The following is a 14,126-nucleotide window of genomic DNA, read 5'->3' on the forward strand; positions in this document are numbered from 1 at the left end:
GGCTAGATTTTCTTAACAAATTCTGACTTGAGTTTCATGGCTCCAAAACCATCAATTTTACAGTCAATGTTGTGGTCACCTTCTACGATACGGATATTTTTAACACGAGTTCCTTGTTTCAAATCCTTTGGCGCACCTTTTACTTTCAAGTCCTTGATTAAGGTTACAGTATCACCGTCAGCCAATTTATTTCCGTTTGCATCAATAGCGACAACACCTTCTTCTACTTCTGCAACTTCAGCAGGGTTCCATTCATAGGCACACTCTGGGCATACCAAGAGGCTTCCGTCTTCATAGACATATTCTGAATTACATTTTGGGCAATTTGGTAAATTGTTCATAGGTTCTCCTTATAACATTTCACTATTCTTTGAAAATCAAAATTTCTCGAACAGCAACTATTATACCGTAAAATCCTACTTTTGACAATGTGTCCTAAGTCCAGCAGACAAAAAAAGTCATGCACTTTTTACAGTTACATGACTTTTAAAAGATGATTGGTCATGGGCACTTATCAAGCACCTCATGATAAAAGGGGTAGCAACTATATCTTACAAACCAGGAGCTTGTCCAAGTTCTGCTGCAACCATCCAAACTGTTTTCTCAAGTTCAGCCTTAGCACCAACAAAGATATCGTTTGTAACATCATCGCCTTCTTCATCTGTCACATCCAAAGCTTTTTGGAAAAGAGCGATGAGGTAGCGGTAAATCGCTAGAACACGTTCCAAGCTTTCTTCAACATTACGGAATTCTCCTTCTTCTTCTTCGATTTCACTGTGTTGAAGGAATTCTGTCAAAGTTGAGTAAGGTTTGCCACCAAGGGTGATCAAACGTTCGCTGATTTCGTCAAGATAGCCATCAAGACTGTCCATGTATTCATCCATTTTTGGATGCCATACCATGAAGCCACGACCACGCATATACCAGTGAACTTGGTGAAGGGCAATGTGAGCCACATACAAATCCGCTACTGCTTGGTTCAATACTTCCCTTGTTTTTGCCAATGCTACTGGCGCTGTTTTAGATAATGTTGTAACGTCTTTTACTGCTTCTTTTTTCAATTCAACCATATTTCTTACCTCTTTTCTTTTTTTATAACCACCTTATTAGTGGTTACAGTATAAGTATACTACTACCATAAAACGATAGCAAGAAAAGTGTACTATCTGAGAAAAGTTGTAATAGACTGATAATTTAAGAATAGTCTGGACAGTTTTGATTAGCCGACTTGCTCGGATTTACTTGAAAATTGGCTTTGATACAGGTCATAATAAAAACCTTTTGCTTGGAGCAAGCTTTCATGATTTCCCTGTTCAATAATCTGTCCATCCTTAAGAACGAGAATCTTGTCCGCTTCTTGAATGGTAGAGAGACGGTGGGCGATGACAAAGCTGGTTCTTCCCTTCATCAAGCGTTTCATGGCTTTTTGAATCAAGAGTTCCAAACGGGTGTCAACAGAGGAAGTCGCTTCATCCAAAATGAGAATTTTAGGATTGGCTAGGAGAGCACGCGCGATGGTCAAGAGTTGTTTTTGCCCGAGGGAAATATTACTTGACTCTTGGTTCATCTCCATGTTGTAACCGCCAGGAAGAGTTCGGATAAAGTGGTCTACATTTGCTGCTTTGGCAGCTTCTATTATTTCCTTGTCACTGGCGTCAAGATTTCCAAAACGTAGGTTTTCTTTGATTGTCCCTTCATAAAGCCAAGCATCCTGCAAGACCATCCCAAACTGACGTCGGTAGTCTTGTCGTGAAAACTGGCGAATATCCTGCCCGTCAACTAAGATTGCACCTGCTGTAACATCATAAAAACGCATGAGTAGATTAATCAAAGTTGTCTTACCAGCTCCAGTCGGACCAACAATCGCTACCATCTCTCCCGGTTGAACTTCTAGATTAAAGTCTCGAATCAATGGTTTGTTTTCAACATACTGGAAGTCAACATGTTGGAAGGTCACCTGACCTGTTAAGGGTTCAAGGATTTCGAGTTCTTCTCCCTTGACTTCCTCTGTCTCATCCAAGATGTCGAAGATGCGGTCTAGCGAAGACTTAGCACTTTGCATTTGACCCGCAAGTTGTGTGATGTTTTGAATAGGCTGGCTGACCTGCCAAACGTACTGAACAAAGGCCTGCATATTCCCCACTGTCAAACGGCCCGCGATAACCTGTAAACCACCGAGAACTGCAACGATCAGATAGGTCAAGTCCGATACAGCATGAAGAGCTGGCATCATGAGCCCAGAGATAAAGCTGGCTTTAAAGCCAACACGTTGGAGGTCGTCCGTAATCTCAGAAAATTCTTTATGCGAGGTTTCCTCACGACCATAGAGTTTCAAAACATTAAAACCTGTGAGATTTTCCTGCACATAACCATTCATCCGTCCTAAAATAGCCGCCTGCTCTTTAAAATAAGGCTGAGAACGTTTCAGGATGCTTCTGGCACCAAAATAGGTCACTGGGATGGATAGAATCACCACTATAGCCAGCTGAAAGTTCAAGTATAATACCATTCCCATGACGAGGACAATCGTCAAAAGGGCATTGACAATTTGCAGAAAAGACTGCTGAAGGGTATTGGAAACCGTCTCAACATCACTGGTAAAGCGTCCCAACAAATCACCAAATTGGTGTTTGTCAAAGAAAGATACTGGGATACGATTGATTTTCTCGGTCATTTCATTTCGCAGATCCTGAGTCATAGACTGAACCGCATTGGTCATGAAATAGTTGGAATAATAAGACCCAAGTTCATACAAGAGACCTCTAAAGAGGTAAATGATTAAAACAGTTCCGATGTAGCCAGTATTGATACGAGCGCCTGCAAGACCATTAGCCATATCTAAGAGATTCTTTGTCAACTCCGTAATGGCTAGCCCCAATACAAAAGGCTCCAAGACACTCATGACTACGCTTAAAACTTTTAGAAAGACTGCAAAAAAGACAGAAAAACGGTAGGCTTTCAAATAGCTCCACAAACGAGCCAAACTAGATTGTGTTTTCATATTTCCTCCTATTCTTCTGTTAGAGATGCATTTTTCAACTGCGACTCAGCAATCTCACGATAGATATCATTGGTTTCCATTAATTCTTCATGGCGACCGCGACCCACGATCTCTCCCTTATCAAGAACGATGATCTGATCCGCATCCATGATGGTTCCGACACGTTGAGCAACAATTAAAACTGTAGCATTCTGTGTTACTTCCTTGAGACGACGGCGTAAAATAGCATCCGTACGATAATCTAAAGCTGAGAAAGAATCGTCAAAAATATAGATATCAGGATTTTTTATAACCGCTCTGGCAATTGAGAGACGTTGTTTCTGTCCTCCAGAAAGGTTGCTTCCACCTTCGGCTAGATGGGTCGCAAAACCTTCTTCTCGGCTTTCGATAAAATCTTTGGCTTGCGCCACATCCGCTGCCTGATGTAGGTCTTTGTGACTAGCATCTTCCTTCCCATAGCGGATATTTTCAGCGATAGTTCCTGTAAACAGCAAGGCCTTCTGCGGGATAAAACCAATCTTTTGACGAAGAGACTTGAGGCGGTAATCCCTCACATCGACACCATCAACCTTGATTTTCCCAAGCGTGACATCGTAAAAACGAGGAATCAATTGCACAAGAGAGGACTTGCCCGATCCGGTCGATCCGATAAAGGCAATGGTTTCACCCGGTTTAGCGCTGAAAGAAATGTTGTGCAAAACAGGATTTTCCGTCTCACCAGGATAGGCAAAGGTGACATTTTCAAATTCCAAATATCCGTGGGTTGCTGTCTCTCTGACACCTCCTTCATTGGGATCAATAGAAATCGGCATCTCCATGACTTCTTTCAAACGTTCACTCGAAACGGATGTACGAGGATACATGGTGAAGAGATTGGATAGGAAAAGGAAGGACAAGAGGGCGTGAAAACTATATTCGATAAAGGCTACCAGGTCCCCAATTTGCAAGCTTCCTTGTTTGATAGGGTCCAGAGCAAACCAGACAATAGCTACAATCATGGCAATGATAATCTGAACAAACAAGGGTTCTGTCAAGCCAGTTAGTTTAAACAGACGATTGGAATTAGCTGCATAGACTGCATTTTGCCCTGCAAAGCGTTCCTCTTGAAACTCCTCACGGGCAAAGGCACGAATGACACGGAGTCCCATCAGATTTTCCCTGGCATATTGGTTTATCTTATCTAAGGTAGCCTGCTGTTTTTCGGATAAAGGGCGAGTCTTGACAGCCACATAAATAACCACCACAGCCAAGAAAGGTACTGCAAAAGCTACTATCCAAGCTAATGACGGACTGGTCAGGAAGATCATTAAGATACTAGACAGCATCATCATAGGAGTGATGACACCCAGTTTTAAGGTCTGTTCTGCAAATTGCATGAGAACAAAGGCATCACTGGTAATACGAGTAACCAGTGAAGACACTCCAATCTTTTCATATTCATGATGAGAATACTCTTGTAATTTGGCATAGAGATCATCTCTCATATCCTTGACCATATTGGTCATCAGCTTACTAGCAGCATAAGCCAAGACTATACGCCCCAAGGTTCCACATAGGATAATCACCAGCATAATTGCAGCCCAAACATACAATTGCTGTTCATTCCCTTTATTCACACCTTCATCAATCATCCGAGCTAGAACAGTTGGCAGTCCAAGATTGACGACAACAAAGAAAACCGCTCCAAAGAAATCCAAGAATAACCACTTGGGGTATTTTTTCAAATAAGACCAAATATAGAGCATAACTCCCCCTTTCATAACTTTTTGATATAGAAAAGAGCGCGCATCTGCACGCCTTTCTTTCCCTAAGGAACTTTCCTAGTCTAGCAAAATCCCTCTTTCACAAGAATGCTCCAAGTAAAAATAAGACAGGCAGTCAAAGTCACTTAGTACTTTTACTGTCTGTCTGGAATAAGCTAGATTATTTTACAAAGTCAAGTAATGCCAAGAAGCTTTCAGCTTCAAGTGACGCACCACCAACAAGGGCACCGTCAACGTCTGGGCAAGCCATGTATGAAGCAACGTTTTCAGGTTTAACAGAACCACCGTATTGAACACGAACTTTGTCCGCAACTTCTTGACCAAAGTCAGCTGCTACGACGTCACGAACAACTTTACACATTTTTTGTGCATCGTCTTGTGAAGCTGATTTACCAGTACCGATAGCCCAGATTGGCTCGTAAGCGATAACTGTTGAAGCAACTTGTTCAGCTGTCAAGCCAGCCAATGCAGCAGATACTTGAGCACCTACGAATTCAGCCGCTTTACCAGCTTCGTAAGTTTCAAGTGACTCACCACAACAGATGATTGGAAGCATACCGTTTGCAAAGATTGCTTTTGCTTTTTTGTTGATATCTTCGTCAGTTTCATGGAAGTAGTCACGACGTTCTGAGTGACCGATCACAACGTAGTCTGTACCGATTTCTTTCAAAACTTGTGGGCTAGTTTCACCAGTGAACGCACCTGCATTTTCAAAGTAGCAGTTTTGAGCAGCAACTTTAAGGTTTGAACCTTTAGCAGCAGCAAGAACAGCTGTCAAATCAACTGCAGGAGCTGCGATACCTGCTTCAACAAGGTCTGATGAAGGAAGTTTTGATGCAACGGCTTCAACGAATGCTTTTGCTTCTTCTGGATTTTTGTTCATTTTCCAGTTACCAGCGATAAATGGTTTACGTGACATTTCACATACCTCTTTTTTCATTTTATTCACTATCATTCTATCATATTTATAAGGAGCTTGCAAACCTTACTCTAATTTTCAAGATTTTTCAAGCGACTAATCGTGCCACAAATTCATAGCATCGAGGAAATCAGCTGAAGCCTGAACTTGTTTGGGATTGTTCGCTTCTCGCTCTGCTCGTTTGGCCTCCACCTGAGCCACAGACTGGATACCTTCATGGCGCCAGTTACGAAGGATTGCCTGAATGTACTTCCAGTTTGGTTTGCCATTAAAAACCGCCTCTCGGAGAGCTTCCTTGATCAAATCCGCCTTGATTCCATCTTCTTTGACAGTCTTGGAAAGATCTTCGATTTCAAATGGTGTTAATAAGCGACCCAATTCCTGCTGAAAAGTTTCAACCAGATCCTTCAATTGATTTTTGGGGTTTTGGGCAGTAGCAACTGGAGTTTGGGTATCCAACAAGCTATCTAAGCGTTCAAAAGCCAGACTAGCATCAAAAATGAGCTCAATTTCCCCATTTAGTTCAATGGTCCGATATTGCAGCAAACCATTTTCAGTCAAATTCGAAATAGATTGGTTGACATCTGCCACCTCTTTCCCAATGATTTCAGCAATCTGACTAGGTGAAACATCTCCTAAGGCTGTGGTATTTTGTAAATAGAAAAATTGCCAGACGAGAAAATCTTCGCTGGAAGGAAAGAGTTCCTTAAAATGCAAGAGCAGGGCACTTGGCAAAACCAAGTTCCCTGTTTTAAAAGCGTCAAAATATGTCATAATTCCTCTTATAAATATCCAAAAGCAGCCGCATCATCCTCTACCTTTCTCCAGTCAAAAGGGGTTTCTTGATAAACTGCATAGTTTACCCAATTGCTAAAAAAGAGGGCAGCTGATGAAGACCAACAGAGACAGGGGGTCTCATTTACATCATCATTTTTAAAGTAGTTCTCTGGGATATGAGGGTCGAGTCCCGCCTCATAATCACGAAAATACTCTCTTGCCAAAGTGTCACGATCATACTCCAAATGACCAAAACTATAAATCTCACGCAAATCTCGACTAGCCAGGATAGAAACCCCAACCTCAGGACCTTCTGACAGGATCTCCAGATTGGTCTTATTTAAGATTTCTTCTTTTAAAATCTCAGTATGACGAGAATGGGGAGCTACATAGCGATCATCAAAACCACGAAAGAGTAGATGGCCTTCTTTCAAGGTATCCTGAGGGTAAATGCCTGACAGTTTCTGCTCCATCTGGTGTTTTTCAACGCCATAGCGAGCATAAAGACCTGCTTGGGCCCCCCAGCAGATATGCAGGGTAGAAAAAACATGCGTCTTGGACCACTCAAGCACCTGACTGAATTCCTCCCAATAGTCCACTTCCTCAAATGGTAAATGCTCAATCGGAGCCCCTGTGATAATCATCCCATCAAAATACTCGTCCTTGACTTCAGGAAAAGTTTTATAAAAAGTCTCCATATGCTCTGCACGAGTCGTCTTGGAACGGTGGCTCTCCATATAGAGAAAGTCTATGTCCAATTGCAAAGGAGTATTTGCTAAATGCCGTAACAACTGGGTCTCTGTGACCACTTTTTTGGGCATTAGGTTTAAAATCAAAATTTTCAAGGGACGGATATCTTGGTGGGCCGCACGTTGATCATCCATGACAAAGATATTCTCTGTCCGTAAAATCTCAACAGCTGGCAATTTTTTATCAATTCTAATCGGCATAACCTTCTCCTAACTGTACTCTTTTAGAAATAATTGAATGTGTTTGAAGTCAAATCTCAAACACTTAGTCCTTTTATTATACTGCAAGAAGATATAGTTTTCAATTATAGTTTTTCTCTAACTAGCTATAGTTTGTTTATATAGCAGATGAAGAAAAAACAGCCCCAAGGACTGTTTTTCATTAATAATGCATAAGTACCTTGTAATCGTAATCTCCGATTTTTTCACGGCCTTTAAGCTCATCCAACTCAATCAAGAAGGCACAACCGGCTACAACTCCACCAAGTCTTTCGATCATTTCAATGGTTGCCTTGACAGTACCACCTGTCGCCAAGAGGTCATCTACGATGAGAACGCGTTGACCTGGTTTGATGGCATCCGCGTGCATGGTCAAGGTATCAATACCGTACTCTTTTTCATAGTCAGCAGAAATGACTTCACGTGGCAATTTTCCTGGTTTACGTACAGGAGCAAATCCAATCCCCAACTCAAAGGCAACGGGACAGCCAACGATAAAACCACGGGCTTCTGGTCCCACAATCATGTCGATTTTCTTATCAGTTGCATACTGAACAATTTCACGAACAGCGTAGCTATAAGCATTTCCATCTGCCATCAAAGGGCTAATATCACGGAAGGTAATACCTTCTTTAGGATAATTTTCAATCGTTGCGATATAATCTTTTAAATTCATCTTTTTCTTTCTTTCAAAGTTTTTTACTCTCTATTATACCACATTTTCTGTGAAAGAAGAAGAGGAAAAGCACTATTCTCTTGCTCCGTCAGGTTATTAATGGAGTTATTTTTCCTGGAGTAAACTTATCATCAAAAAAACGAGCACTTTCGCACTCGTTCTCTGATATAAACTACTGATTAAAGTGAGTTTACGTCAACTTTGATACCAACACCTTGAGTAGTTGTGATTGTCAAGTTTGTTACGTAAGTTCCTTTAGCTGTAGCTGGTTTTGATTTTTGGATTGTTTCGTTGAAAGCTTTGAAGTTTTCAACCAATTTTTCAGCTTCAAATGATACTTTACCGATGATTGCTTGAACGTTACCTGCACGGTCAGCACGGTAAGTAATTTTACCACCTTTAGACTCTTCAACTGCTTTAGCAACATCCATTGTTACAGTACCAGTTTTAGGGTTTGGCATCAAGTTACGTGGTCCAAGGACACGTCCAAGACGTCCAACAAGAGCCATCATATCAGGTGTAGCGATAACTACGTCGAAGTCCAACCAACCGTCGTTGATTTTCGCAACAAGGTCATCTTCACCAACAAAGTCTGCACCAGCAGCTTTTGCTTCTTCAGCTTTTGCACCACGTGCGAAAACAAGAACGCGTGAAGTTTTACCAGTTCCGTTTGGCAATACCATTGCTCCACGGATTTGTTGGTCAGCTTTTTTAACGTCGATGTTCAAGTTGTAAGCAACTTCTACAGTTGCGTCAAATTTTGCAAAGTTAGTTTCTTTTGCAAGTGCTACAGCTTCTTCTACACTGTATGCTTTTGTGCTGTCAATTTTCTCAAGAGCAGCACGAAGTTGTTTGCTTTTTTTAGCCATTTTCTATTCTCCTTGTAAGTGGTTCAATCGATTTTCATCTCCCACGTCACTTCTCGAAATGATGAAGTCTTGCGGGTTTTCAGCCTATTATTTTCCTTTTCCTACTTCGTTCAGTTCCTTTACTGTACCTAAGTACAAGCCTCAGTCACTTGCCTAGTATGAAAAGCAACTAATAGACTGCTGTGAGATTTTCTACTGTGTTATTGATTAGTCAACAACAGTGAATCCCATAGAACGAGCAGTACCTTCGATCATACGCATTGCAGACTCAATGTTTGCTGCGTTCAAATCTGGCATCTTAGTTTCTGCAATTTCTTGTACTTGTGCACGAGTAACTGTAGCAACTTTAGTTTTGTTAGGTGTACCTGATCCTTTTTCAACACCTGCAGCTTTTTTCAAAAGAACAGCAGCTGGTGGTGTTTTTGTAACGAAAGTAAATGATTTGTCTTCGTATACTGAGATAACAACTGGAATGATCATACCAGCTTGGTCAGCTGTACGAGCGTTGAACTCTTTTGTGAATCCCATGATGTTGATACCAGCTTGACCAAGAGCAGGTCCAACTGGTGGAGCTGGTGTAGCTTTACCAGCAGGGATTTGCAATTTTACAAGTTTTTCGACTTTTTTAGCCATTTTTAAATCCTCCTTTGTGGTTTTGGCGGTAATTAAAGATTTTTACCTCCCACAAGTATGCTTTACACATACCTATCCATTATACACTATTTATCTAAAAATGCAAGAGAAAAATTACTTTTTTAATCGACGTAATCTCCGCCTTCAAAGCCGTAGTACTCTTCCAAACTGAGACCACTTGCAGCAATTTCTTTGGCTTCTTTTCCGACGTAGCGAAGATGCCATTCTTCCGCCATGTAGCCAGTCTCTTTTTCCTTGCCTTTGAGATAGCGAACAACAAAGCCATAGTCAGCCGCATGATCCAAGAGCCACTGAGCCGCCTTCCCCTCTGTCACCAATTCTCCATTAGTCCCAATCAAATCAAAAGCAAGACCTGTTTGGTGTTCACTATAACCTGGGCGAGCCGAGTAGCGATCTGCTGCTTCCTTACCGTCTTGATTCACATAGTCTTGATAAAGTTTGGTTTGGGTTTCATAACTTCTAAAACCACTGTAGTGATCGCTGATTGGGTAGCCAGCTGCTTGCATTGCTGCAATGAGCTTCAGCAATTCTGCTTTCGCTGTTGGATTTTCTCCTGGATTATAGTCTTTTGACAAAGGATAGTGCTTATTAGCTACGACGATTTCATCGTATTTTCCTTGTATACTATAGTGGTCTCCCTTATTGACAACTTCTGCCTTTTTCTGACTAGAAGCTTGAGATTTGCTTCCTACGGTCCCTTCAGATTGGCTAGTCTGTTCCGTTTTTTGAGTATTTTCTTCATTTTTAGGTGTTTCTTGAGAACATGCTGCTAGGGTTGCTGCTAGCAAACCGGATAAAACGATGTATCTTTTTTTCATTTTTTTCTTCCTCTCTTAAATCACATGCTTCTCTAATTCATCGGATAAGGTTTTAATCATTTGTTCCAACTCATGGAATTGCACTTGGCAATCTTCTGCCGCCATTTCTTCCCAGGGCACCCACCAGACTGGACCACGGCCATTCAATCCACGACCCCTCATATCACCTGATCGTCTTGGAAAGAGGTGCCAGTGGGCGTGGGCATCTCCATTTCCTAACAGTTCGATGTTCATCTTTTCAGCTTTAAACGCTTTGGCAACAGCTTCTTGGACCAAACTCATTTCCTCTAGAAAACGAAGTTTTACAGAAGTCTCCATATGGTGGAGTTCTGTGACATGCTCCTTTGCTAGAAATAAGGTATAGCCCTTAAAGTATTGATGGTCTCCAATGACAACATAGCCTGTTTCTAGTTCTTTTACAAAGTAGGGATTCTTCCCTGTCTTGATCCATTCAATTCTTTGACAAATCAAGCACATATTAGTCTACCAATGTACTCTTGAGATAAGCATCGACCATACGCTCAGTCGCCACGACCGAATCAATGTGTGTTCGTTCGTAAGAGTGACTGGATTCAATACCAGCTCCAAGGAGGGCATGTTTGACCTCTGCTCCAGCTGACATAGCTGCCGAAGCGTCCGAACCATAAAATGGATAGATATCCAACTTAAATGGAATATCTTGCTCCTTCGCCAAAGTCACTAAATGTTGACGGAAGTCATAGTGATAGGGACCTGAAGCGTCCTTGACACAGATAGACACTGTATACTCATCCGTCTGCTGGTCATCTCCCATTGCCCCCATATCGACAGCTAGATATTCCACCACTTGAGTTGGAATATTGGAATTAGCACCGTGGCCCACCTCTTCGAAGACTGAAAAAGCAAAATGAGTTGTTACTGGCAATTCAATCCCCTCTTCCTTGTAAATACGAAGAAGATTGAGCAAAATTGCTGCGCTGACCTTGTCATCCAAGTGGCGAGACTTGATAAAACCAGTCTCTGTCACGACAGTTCGCGGGTCAAAACTGATAAAGTCGCCAACCTCGATGCCCAAGGCGCGCGTTTCTTTTTCATTGCTTACTTTTGCATCCAAACGCACTTCCATATTGTCCTGCGTGCGTTCTGCAGTTCCTGCATCCTTGTAGACATGACAAGAAGTCTGGTGGATGAGGATGGTTCCAGATACCTTTTTACCTGTGCTAGCCACATGAACCGTACAGTTCTCCCCTTCAATCATGTTCCAAGGGAAACCACCGATACGATCCAATTTGAGACGACCATCCGGTTTGACAGCACGGACAATAGCACCCAGCGTATCCACGTGGGCAGTCACATAGCGGTGTTGTTCATCATTTTGACCTTTAATGGTCACATTGACACCGCCCTTAGCTGTACGAACAGGCTGGTAACCAAGTTTCTCTAAAGTATGAACTAGATAGTCTGAGATCTCACGAGTAAAGCCTGTTGGAGATGCAATTGCGGTTAGTTCTTTGATATAGTTTATAGTATGATTCATTTCTTCACCTCTTTCCTACCATTATAACATTTTTCTAGTCAGACTCCTTCTCAAAAGGAGAAAAACTGTGTTTAGTTGCTTTCACTATCGATCCATGTTATAATACAAATACTTTGATTATAAAAGGAAAGTAAAAAATATGAAATCATACTTTAAAGTATCACTAGCCCTAGTGGCTTCACTTGTCCTCCTACTCGGATGTTCCAAACAAGCATCAACACCTACTAACAGCAGTAGCAAAGAAGACACAACAACTCAGTCAAGCGAGACCAAACAAAGCAGTCAGCAATCATCTGAAAAGAAAGATGAGACAGAAACCCACACATTTGTCCACAATAGCAAACCTGGAATTCATTCTACCTTGACTTATACTGTGAAGGGAGATGACGTTGTAAAACAAACTGTTCATAATGTACTTGACCCTGAAAAACTTAATAATACCGCGGAAGGTGTTAAGGAAATTGTTGATGATACTTATAAAGGTTATGAAGGGGTCAAAGGGGTTACACAAAAAGTTGAAATTCAAGACGAAAAAGTTATCCAAAACATCGAGGTTGACATGACTGTCGCGAGTCTTGACGAATTGAAAAAAGCAATGCCGAACGAATATTCTGGTATTGGAAACCGTGTAAGCTTTGCTGCCTCGAAAAAAATGCTTAAAGAAGCTGGTTATACTGAACAAACCAACTAATGAGTCGTGCTCATACAAAAAATTCTTGGTCGATGACCAAGAATTTTTTTATTCCATCTCAAAAACGTCACTCTCTTGTTTGTTTGGTAGAACCAGTGAAAGCAAGATTCCAATAATTGCTGGCACCAACCATGGTAGAGAGGCAGCTGCAAACGGAAGAGCATTAACGAGATTTGCTAGAAACTCAATCTTAAAAGAACTTCCAAGGACGCTTGCAAGAGCAATCGCTGTAACAAGCCCAATAGTTAACTGCATACCTGGTTTTGATAGAGCGACAAACTTATTAACAATCACAATCATCACAATGGCGATGGTGATTGGGTACAAGATTACCAGTACTGGAACTGAATACTTAATGATTGCATCAAGACCAAGGTTTGCAATAGCAAATCCAATCAAGGTAAAGGCAGTTGCATAGACCTTGTAGCTGATTTGTGGGAAACGTCCATTAAAGAATTCAGCTGTAGACACAATCAAGCCAACTGTCGTTGTGAAGCAGGTTACAGTTACCATAACAGCAAGGAAGAGTTGAGCTGTTGAACCAAAGATTTCCTGAGTAGCTTGCGACAAGATATAAACACCTGGTGTTCCACCCTTCATTGCTTCTGCTGGTACCGGGAAGTGATTTCCAAGGAATCCTAAACCGATGTAAAGAGCGCTAAAGGCAAGAGCTACAACGATACCAACCACCCAAATAGTTGAAATGTACTCTTTCTTACTTGAGAATCCGAGTTGTTTCAAGGTTTGAACAGCAATCACACTAAAGGCGACTGAAGCAAGAGCATCCAAGGTATTATACCCTTCTAGGAAACCTGTTCCAAAAGCAGAGGATTGATAGGCTTCTGAGGCCGCTTGAGGACTTGTTCCACCATACTTGAAGGCACCTAGTACAACCAAGATAACGATCAACAAAGCAAAGACTGGTGTCAAGATACGTCCGATCCGATCCAAAATCTTTGATGGATTGAGTGAAATCAAATAAGCCGCTACAAAATATAGTACGGTAAAGACAATCAATCCAAGTCCTTTATTCGCATCTGATAAAAGGGGGCTAATCCCGACTTCGTAAGCTGTTGTGGCTGTACGTGGAATGGCAAAGAAGGGACCAATTGATAAATAGAGGACTGCGAGATAAAGCGTCGCAAACCAAGGTGAGATTTTCTTAGAAATCTCATAAATGTATCCCTTAGGATTGAGAGTTCCAATAATGAGAGTCAAAACGGCGATACCGACGCCTGAAAAGACAAAACCTGCAATGGCAGGAAGAAAATGTTCTCCAGATAGGGCACCTAGAGAAGGCGGAAAAATCAAGTTCCCCGCACCAAAAAATATTCCAAACAGGAGCAAACCTGTTAGGGCACCTTTTTTAGCCATAAAGAATCTCCTTCATATTTCTAAAATACTGACCTAGTATATCACGAATAAGAGTATGAAAAAAGCATCACGAAGTAAATATTGAATGTTTTCAATATTT

Annotated in this window: 15 protein-coding genes; 1 reads left to right on the forward strand and 14 read right to left on the reverse strand. The window is 41.5% G+C overall.

What is annotated here, in order from left to right; all coding sequences use genetic code 11:
- Positions 1-2 precede the first annotated feature (2 nt).
- The 13 genes from HMPREF1516_RS05195 to HMPREF1516_RS05255 all read right to left on the reverse strand — a co-directional run bounded on the left by HMPREF1516_RS05195 (position 3) and on the right by HMPREF1516_RS05255 (position 11,961).
- On the reverse strand, positions 3-341 hold the full coding sequence (locus tag HMPREF1516_RS05195) for a zinc ribbon domain-containing protein YjdM (protein WP_001061600.1): 339 nt from the start codon (positions 339-341) through the stop codon (positions 3-5).
- A 210-nt stretch (positions 342-551) separates the two neighbouring features.
- Positions 552-1,070, reverse strand: a complete 519-nt coding sequence (locus tag HMPREF1516_RS05200; protein WP_000229898.1) for a Dps family protein — start codon at positions 1,068-1,070, stop codon at positions 552-554.
- 149 nt (positions 1,071-1,219) lie between these two features.
- The gene (locus HMPREF1516_RS05205) at positions 1,220-3,001 is read right to left on the reverse strand and encodes an ABC transporter ATP-binding protein (RefSeq protein WP_000857081.1); all 1,782 of its coding nucleotides are present in this window, start codon (positions 2,999-3,001) and stop codon (positions 1,220-1,222) included.
- A gap of 8 nt (positions 3,002-3,009) precedes the next feature.
- Positions 3,010-4,746, reverse strand: a complete 1,737-nt coding sequence (locus HMPREF1516_RS05210; protein WP_033605960.1) for an ABC transporter ATP-binding protein — start codon at positions 4,744-4,746, stop codon at positions 3,010-3,012.
- A 178-nt stretch (positions 4,747-4,924) separates the two neighbouring features.
- Positions 4,925-5,683, reverse strand: a complete 759-nt coding sequence (tpiA, locus tag HMPREF1516_RS05215) for a triose-phosphate isomerase (protein ID WP_000087900.1) — start codon at positions 5,681-5,683, stop codon at positions 4,925-4,927.
- 96 nt (positions 5,684-5,779) lie between these two features.
- Positions 5,780-6,457, reverse strand: a complete 678-nt coding sequence (locus tag HMPREF1516_RS05220) for a DnaD domain-containing protein (RefSeq protein ID WP_033605961.1) — start codon at positions 6,455-6,457, stop codon at positions 5,780-5,782.
- A gap of 8 nt (positions 6,458-6,465) precedes the next feature.
- Positions 6,466-7,410: a homoserine O-acetyltransferase MetA gene (gene metA / locus HMPREF1516_RS05225; RefSeq protein WP_001122694.1), complete on the reverse strand. Its 945-nt coding sequence runs from the start codon at positions 7,408-7,410 to the stop codon at positions 6,466-6,468.
- 181 nt (positions 7,411-7,591) lie between these two features.
- Positions 7,592-8,104 carry an adenine phosphoribosyltransferase gene (locus HMPREF1516_RS05230; RefSeq protein WP_001049316.1) on the reverse strand — a complete coding sequence of 171 codons (513 nt, stop codon included), beginning with the start codon at positions 8,102-8,104 and terminating at the stop codon, positions 7,592-7,594.
- 179 nt (positions 8,105-8,283) lie between these two features.
- On the reverse strand, positions 8,284-8,973 hold the full coding sequence (gene rplA, locus HMPREF1516_RS05235; protein WP_001085676.1) for a 50S ribosomal protein L1: 690 nt from the start codon (positions 8,971-8,973) through the stop codon (positions 8,284-8,286).
- A gap of 207 nt (positions 8,974-9,180) precedes the next feature.
- Positions 9,181-9,606, reverse strand: coding sequence for a 50S ribosomal protein L11 (gene rplK / locus HMPREF1516_RS05240; RefSeq protein ID WP_001085808.1), 426 nt, complete (start codon positions 9,604-9,606; stop codon positions 9,181-9,183).
- 122 nt (positions 9,607-9,728) lie between these two features.
- The gene (gene ldcB / locus HMPREF1516_RS05245; protein ID WP_033605962.1) at positions 9,729-10,445 is read right to left on the reverse strand and encodes an LD-carboxypeptidase LdcB/DacB; all 717 of its coding nucleotides are present in this window, start codon (positions 10,443-10,445) and stop codon (positions 9,729-9,731) included.
- 15 nt (positions 10,446-10,460) lie between these two features.
- Positions 10,461-10,922, reverse strand: coding sequence for an HIT family protein (locus tag HMPREF1516_RS05250; protein ID WP_000335643.1), 462 nt, complete (start codon positions 10,920-10,922; stop codon positions 10,461-10,463).
- 1 nt (position 10,923) lies between these two features.
- Positions 10,924-11,961, reverse strand: coding sequence for a M42 family metallopeptidase (locus HMPREF1516_RS05255; RefSeq protein ID WP_001016924.1), 1,038 nt, complete (start codon positions 11,959-11,961; stop codon positions 10,924-10,926).
- Between the two features lie 139 nt (positions 11,962-12,100).
- On the opposite strand from HMPREF1516_RS05255, the gene HMPREF1516_RS05260 reads away from it, so the two are divergent.
- On the forward strand, positions 12,101-12,652 hold the full coding sequence (locus HMPREF1516_RS05260) for a DUF1307 domain-containing protein (RefSeq protein WP_033605963.1): 552 nt from the start codon (positions 12,101-12,103) through the stop codon (positions 12,650-12,652).
- A 48-nt stretch (positions 12,653-12,700) separates the two neighbouring features.
- Here HMPREF1516_RS05260 and brnQ read toward each other — a convergent pair whose 3' ends face one another.
- The gene (gene brnQ / locus HMPREF1516_RS05265) at positions 12,701-14,026 is read right to left on the reverse strand and encodes a branched-chain amino acid transport system II carrier protein (RefSeq protein WP_001074573.1); all 1,326 of its coding nucleotides are present in this window, start codon (positions 14,024-14,026) and stop codon (positions 12,701-12,703) included.
- Positions 14,027-14,126 lie beyond the last annotated feature (100 nt).

This window comes from Streptococcus sp. CM6 (assembly GCF_000526095.1).
Lineage (GTDB): Bacteria > Bacillota > Bacilli > Lactobacillales > Streptococcaceae > Streptococcus > Streptococcus oralis_BW.

Excerpts from the sequence above, each read along its gene's own strand:
- HMPREF1516_RS05200 (WP_000229898.1), bottom strand. The coding sequence starts at position 1,070 with ATGGTTGAATTGAAAAAAGAAGCAGTAAAAGACGTTACAACATTATCT.
- metA (WP_001122694.1), bottom strand. The coding sequence starts at position 7,410 with ATGCCGATTAGAATTGATAAAAAATTGCCAGCTGTTGAGATTTTACGG.
- rplA (WP_001085676.1), bottom strand. The coding sequence starts at position 8,973 with ATGGCTAAAAAAAGCAAACAACTTCGTGCTGCTCTTGAGAAAATTGAC.
- HMPREF1516_RS05210 (WP_033605960.1), bottom strand. The coding sequence starts at position 4,746 with ATGCTCTATATTTGGTCTTATTTGAAAAAATACCCCAAGTGGTTATTC.
- HMPREF1516_RS05230 (WP_001049316.1), bottom strand. The coding sequence starts at position 8,104 with ATGAATTTAAAAGATTATATCGCAACGATTGAAAATTATCCTAAAGAA.
- HMPREF1516_RS05260 (WP_033605963.1), top strand. The coding sequence starts at position 12,101 with ATGAAATCATACTTTAAAGTATCACTAGCCCTAGTGGCTTCACTTGTC.
- brnQ (WP_001074573.1), bottom strand. The coding sequence starts at position 14,026 with ATGGCTAAAAAAGGTGCCCTAACAGGTTTGCTCCTGTTTGGAATATTT.
- HMPREF1516_RS05255 (WP_001016924.1), bottom strand. The coding sequence starts at position 11,961 with ATGAATCATACTATAAACTATATCAAAGAACTAACCGCAATTGCATCT.
- rplK (WP_001085808.1), bottom strand. The coding sequence starts at position 9,606 with ATGGCTAAAAAAGTCGAAAAACTTGTAAAATTGCAAATCCCTGCTGGT.
- ldcB (WP_033605962.1), bottom strand. The coding sequence starts at position 10,445 with ATGAAAAAAAGATACATCGTTTTATCCGGTTTGCTAGCAGCAACCCTA.
- HMPREF1516_RS05250 (WP_000335643.1), bottom strand. The coding sequence starts at position 10,922 with ATGTGCTTGATTTGTCAAAGAATTGAATGGATCAAGACAGGGAAGAAT.
- HMPREF1516_RS05220 (WP_033605961.1), bottom strand. The coding sequence starts at position 6,457 with ATGACATATTTTGACGCTTTTAAAACAGGGAACTTGGTTTTGCCAAGT.
- HMPREF1516_RS05195 (WP_001061600.1), bottom strand. The coding sequence starts at position 341 with ATGAACAATTTACCAAATTGCCCAAAATGTAATTCAGAATATGTCTAT.
- tpiA (WP_000087900.1), bottom strand. The coding sequence starts at position 5,683 with ATGTCACGTAAACCATTTATCGCTGGTAACTGGAAAATGAACAAAAAT.
- HMPREF1516_RS05205 (WP_000857081.1), bottom strand. The coding sequence starts at position 3,001 with ATGAAAACACAATCTAGTTTGGCTCGTTTGTGGAGCTATTTGAAAGCC.